The sequence below is a fragment of the Clostridium celatum genome, assembly GCF_021412605.1.
In the GTDB taxonomy this organism is placed as follows: domain Bacteria; phylum Bacillota; class Clostridia; order Clostridiales; family Clostridiaceae; genus Clostridium; species Clostridium celatum.
Window position 1 is genome coordinate 1 of the sequence record NZ_JAJKGM010000078.1, and the last position, 4,585, is coordinate 4,585.

Here is a 4,585-nt window from a genome sequence, read left to right on the forward strand (position 1 = left end):
TTTTAATATTAAATTTTATCCACAACTAATAATAGAAAAACCCTCTGTTTTTAAACAGGGGGTTTTTCAACAAACTGCAAAAAAATAAGGCTTAAGCCTTATTTTTTTTATAAGAATTGTGTTAATTATTAAAACACTTTTTATTTACTTTTTAAAGTGAATTTTTCACCTGGTGCTACAATATTAATACGGTTTGGATTTATAATACGCCCATTAAGAGATTCTGGGTCTCCATTAAAAGCATTCATTTCTGGTGCATCTACTGTTCCCCAATGAATTAAAATTAATTCTGCATTAGGATAAGTATTAGCAAGTTTAATTGCATTATCTAATCCAATATGCCATGAATTATCGGAAAAATCTAATAATATTACATCAGGAGCTGGCATTTCTAAATGCTCTTTTAATAATCTTGAGTCTCCTGGTAGCCAAATAGTTCCTTCTGGAGTATCTATCCAAAATCCACAGTAATCTTCAAATTCAAATTTTCTAATTTTGCTATACCTACTGCTTTCATTTTGCCATGCATGATCAGCAGGTGTTAATTTTATATTTAAATTTCCAAGTGTAAAAGTTTCATATATATCATGACCAATACCTTTTAAACCTTCTTCATTCATTAATTCTGCTACATAATGGGGTCCATGATATTCCTTACATACCTTAGAAAGATTTTTACATGTAATTCTACTAAAATGATCATTATCACAATGCGTAATTAAAACTCCATCTAAGTTTGGAACATCGCTAGACTTAATTGGCATATCTACTAATAATGGCAAATCAAATCCTTCTAGTAATGGATCAATCATTATTACTGTTCCATGTGAATTAATCATAATTCCTGCACTGGATAACCAACGAATTTCAGTATTATCAATTATATCAAAGGCATCCTTTAAAATAGGTTGTGTTTGTGGTGCTACTGCTTGTTTAATAATTTTATTCATAGTATCTCTCCTCACCTTCATATAACTGCCCCAGGGGCACGCTCATTTTGTCAGATTAACACCTGTACAAGTTCTAATTTAGTAATAGTGCCAGTAAAATTAATCTGTAAAAATATGTATTGACCCCTGGGGCAACTTGTCTATACTTATTTAAAAGTATTTTTTATTTCTTCTATAAATTTACTTGTTGCTGAAGAAAAAATTTGATGTTTTTTCCATACAATTACTGTACCAGTTTCAATCCTTGGTAAAATTGGCTTAAAGCAAATATTAGTTTCATCATTAATATTAATCAAATTTTCTAAACTAAATGCATATCCTAATCCCTCTTCTACCATAATAGCAACATTAAGACCAAGATTATATGTTGAAATGATATTTAACTTATCATAATCCTTGCCAAACCAATTAAAAATTTCATTTTGAACTATTGTACGCTTTGAACTAATTAAAGGTTTTCCAACTAAATCATCAGCTGTAATATAAGCCTTATTGGCCAAAACATCATCTTTTTTCATTAATATTCCCCATACTTCCTTTTCTTTTAAACGTACAAATTCATATTTTGAAATATCTACAGGTTCTGTTAAAAGTCCAATATCTAACAAACCCTTATCTATTCTTTCTTTAATATCATCTGCATTTGCACTATATAAATTATACTGAACTTGAGGATATAAATCATGAAACTCTTTCATTACTTTTGCAAGACTATGCATAGCATTGGTCTCACCACTGCCAATGAATATTTCTCCTGCAACAATATCATTATCATTTAGAAACTCTTTTTCTGTTCTTTCTGCTAAATCAACTAGTTCTTCTGCCCTTCTTCTTAAAATCATACCTTTATCCGTTAAAGTAATTTTATTTTTACCTCTAACAAATAACTTAGCGTTTAATTCATCTTCTAATTGCATTAATTGTCTTGATAATGTTGGTTGTGTAATGTTTAATATTTCAGCAGCTCTTGTTATATTTGCTTCTCTTGCAACTGCTAAAAAATACTTTAAAACTCTAAGTTCCATATTCTCACCTCTTTTTGTTTTATTATACATTATTTTCTTAATTAATCACATTAAAACTAAGTTTAAATAAAACATAATAATTTATATATTAAATACCATATACAGATAACTTAATAAATTCTAATTTTAAATAATTCTTAAATTATTTATAGTAATATTACTGTAAAACCTCTTTTGCTTGGTATTCTTTTAAATGACTTTTACTTTCTAATCCATTTATTTTATTATATTTAACAACAATAAACATTAAAGCTAAACATATAATATTAATTGCTATTCCTAATATAAATGCATAGCTATATGAATCTGTAAAATCATAAATATAGCCAACTAATGATAATGCAAAGGCAGCTCCAAAATTAGATGCAAATGATATAATTGGAAATACTTTAGAATAATTATCCATTCCAAAGAAATGCTTTGTAAGAAGTGGTATTCCAACTGCACCTACAATTGAAGATTTAGATACAATAATCAAAATAATTCCTGATACATTTGCAATCATCATAGTAACACTTGCTTTAACTTCTCCAAGTCTATCACTCATAACACCTATAATTAATTTAGAAATAACATTTCCAATCATACTTGCTGAAAGAAGCATTGCTCCTAAAGTAGTGCCATAACCTATAGATTGTGCAAAACCAGGTAAATGCTGAGTAATTCCTGTAATTGTTGTGTTTATAAATGAAAGTGTACAAAAGCAAATAAATGCTACTGTCATAAAATTAAATACCTTATTATTATTTATCTCTTTAAAATCATCTTCATTTTCTTTATGTCCAAAAGGAGTCAAGCCTTCTTCATTTGCAGTAACTTTAAATGGATAAATAATTGCTGGTAAGCATAGTAATAAAATAATTCCTGACTTTATTAAATATCCCGTTTGCCATCCAAATAATTCTATACATCTTGATAAAATAGGTGAGCAAATAGCTCCTGCTATCCCACTAAATCCAAATACAATAGAAGTTGCTAAACCATGATTCTTTTTAAACCATCCATTTATAATCATTGTCAATGGTACTATGGAAAATAATCCTGTACTAAATCCCCTAATACCACCTAATAAATAGGCCATAGTTACACTTTTTACATTAGCCATCATACTAGTAGAAATGACAGTGATAGCAACACTAATAATTAAAATCCATTTATAAGAAAATCTACTCATTAATTTTGGTACAATTAATGCAGTTATAGCTGTTATAAGAGAAAAAATAGTCATATGCATAGCAAATGTTCCTCTCATAACGCCTAAACTTTCAGATACAGGAGTATAAAATACTCCTGAAGAATTTATTGAGATTCCTATAGAAGAAGCTGCCAATCCACAGCATACTACTAAAACATACCATGGTTTAAAGTTGTTTTTTTTCATTCTTCTTCTCCCCTGCTTTACTGTTGCATCCATTCATTTCATAAATAAGCCAATCTAAACAATCAATAGATTTCTGCTTATTGTGGATATCTTCTAAAATCAATTGCCTTTTCCTATTTAAAATACGCACTCTTTCATCCTTACTAAAATCACCTTGCTCTACAAGTTTCATATATCTTAAAATCTCTTCAAGTTCTAATCCTACTTTTTTTAGAGTAACAATTTTACTTAATTTTTCAATATCTCTATCTTCATACTCACCAATACCATTAACTTTTTTAATATCATCAAAAAGGCCAATATTTTCGTAATTTTCTAGTTCTACTAAATTAATATTAAATTTTTCACTAACTTCTTTTATATTCATAATTCCACCTCCTAAAAAATTTTATCTATACTTTTAGAAGGTTTTACCTATGTCCAACAATATTATGTGGAACATAAGCATCTTCTAAATACTTAATATCTTCATCACTTAGCTTAATATCTAAAGCACCTATAAAATCATCTAGATATTTTTCTTTAGTTATTCCTACAATAGGTGCAGTAATACCTTTACTCCATAACCATGAAACTGCAATTTGTGATTTAGTTACGTTATATTTCTTTGCAATATCTGCTACTCTTTCAACAATTACCTTATCACTATCTTCTGTAGTATCATATTTCATTTTTGCAATTTTATCTTCCTTAAATCGCTTTGAATCTGAAGTCCAATCACGAGTTAAACGTCCTGCTGCAAGTGGACTATATGGAACTAAAGCTACCCCCATATCCTTACACATTGGATTCATTTCTCTTTCTTCTTCACGATATAATAAATTATAATGACCTTGCATTACTGAAAATTTAGTCCATCCATTCTTTTCAGCTATATATTGAGCTTTTGCAAATTGCCATGCATACATTGATGACGCACCTAAGTATAAAACCTTTCCTGAACGTACTAAATCATTAAGCGCACACATTGTTTCTTCAATTGGTGTTTCATAATCCCATCTATGAATATATAAAATATCAATATAATCTACACCTAAACGTTTTAAACTTGCATCAACCTCGTTTATTATAGCTTTTCTTGATAAACCTGATTTATTAGGGCCTTTCCCCATTTCTCCACTAACCTTAGTTGCAATAACAATTTCATGTCTATTTGGTCTTATGTCAATATTTTGGACACAAAAAGTCAAACTTTTTTATGCTGCACTTCTAGCTAATAATTCACATTG

The 4,585-nt window shown here is 28.7% G+C and carries 5 protein-coding genes; all 5 read right to left on the reverse strand.

Annotation, left to right across the window (positions count from 1 at the left end):
• Positions 1–140: 140 nt before the first annotated feature.
• The 5 genes from LPC13_RS16425 to LPC13_RS16445 all read right to left on the reverse strand — a co-directional run bounded on the left by LPC13_RS16425 (position 141) and on the right by LPC13_RS16445 (position 4,546).
• The gene (locus tag LPC13_RS16425; RefSeq protein WP_040420003.1) at positions 141–950 is read right to left on the reverse strand and encodes an MBL fold metallo-hydrolase; all 810 of its coding nucleotides are present in this window, start codon (positions 948–950) and stop codon (positions 141–143) included.
• A 146-nt stretch (positions 951–1,096) separates the two neighbouring features.
• Entirely contained in the window at positions 1,097–1,975 is an 879-nt protein-coding gene (locus LPC13_RS16430) for a LysR family transcriptional regulator (RefSeq protein ID WP_040420005.1), read from the reverse strand.
• Between the two features lie 157 nt (positions 1,976–2,132).
• Positions 2,133–3,356, reverse strand: coding sequence for an MFS transporter (locus LPC13_RS16435; RefSeq protein ID WP_005215306.1), 1,224 nt, complete (start codon positions 3,354–3,356; stop codon positions 2,133–2,135).
• Positions 3,337–3,723 carry a MerR family transcriptional regulator gene (locus LPC13_RS16440; protein ID WP_005215307.1) on the reverse strand — a complete coding sequence of 129 codons (387 nt, stop codon included), beginning with the start codon at positions 3,721–3,723 and terminating at the stop codon, positions 3,337–3,339. Before LPC13_RS16440 ends, LPC13_RS16435 begins: the two co-directional genes overlap by 20 nt.
• 43 nt (positions 3,724–3,766) lie before the next feature.
• Positions 3,767–4,546, reverse strand: coding sequence for an aldo/keto reductase (locus tag LPC13_RS16445; RefSeq protein ID WP_234089017.1), 780 nt, complete (start codon positions 4,544–4,546; stop codon positions 3,767–3,769).
• Positions 4,547–4,585: the final 39 nt, after the last annotated feature.

Excerpts from the sequence above, each read along its gene's own strand:
- LPC13_RS16425 (WP_040420003.1), bottom strand. The coding sequence starts at position 950 with ATGAATAAAATTATTAAACAAGCAGTAGCACCACAAACACAACCTATT.
- LPC13_RS16430 (WP_040420005.1), bottom strand. The coding sequence starts at position 1,975 with ATGGAACTTAGAGTTTTAAAGTATTTTTTAGCAGTTGCAAGAGAAGCA.
- LPC13_RS16435 (WP_005215306.1), bottom strand. The coding sequence starts at position 3,356 with ATGAAAAAAAACAACTTTAAACCATGGTATGTTTTAGTAGTATGCTGT.
- LPC13_RS16440 (WP_005215307.1), bottom strand. The coding sequence starts at position 3,723 with ATGAATATAAAAGAAGTTAGTGAAAAATTTAATATTAATTTAGTAGAA.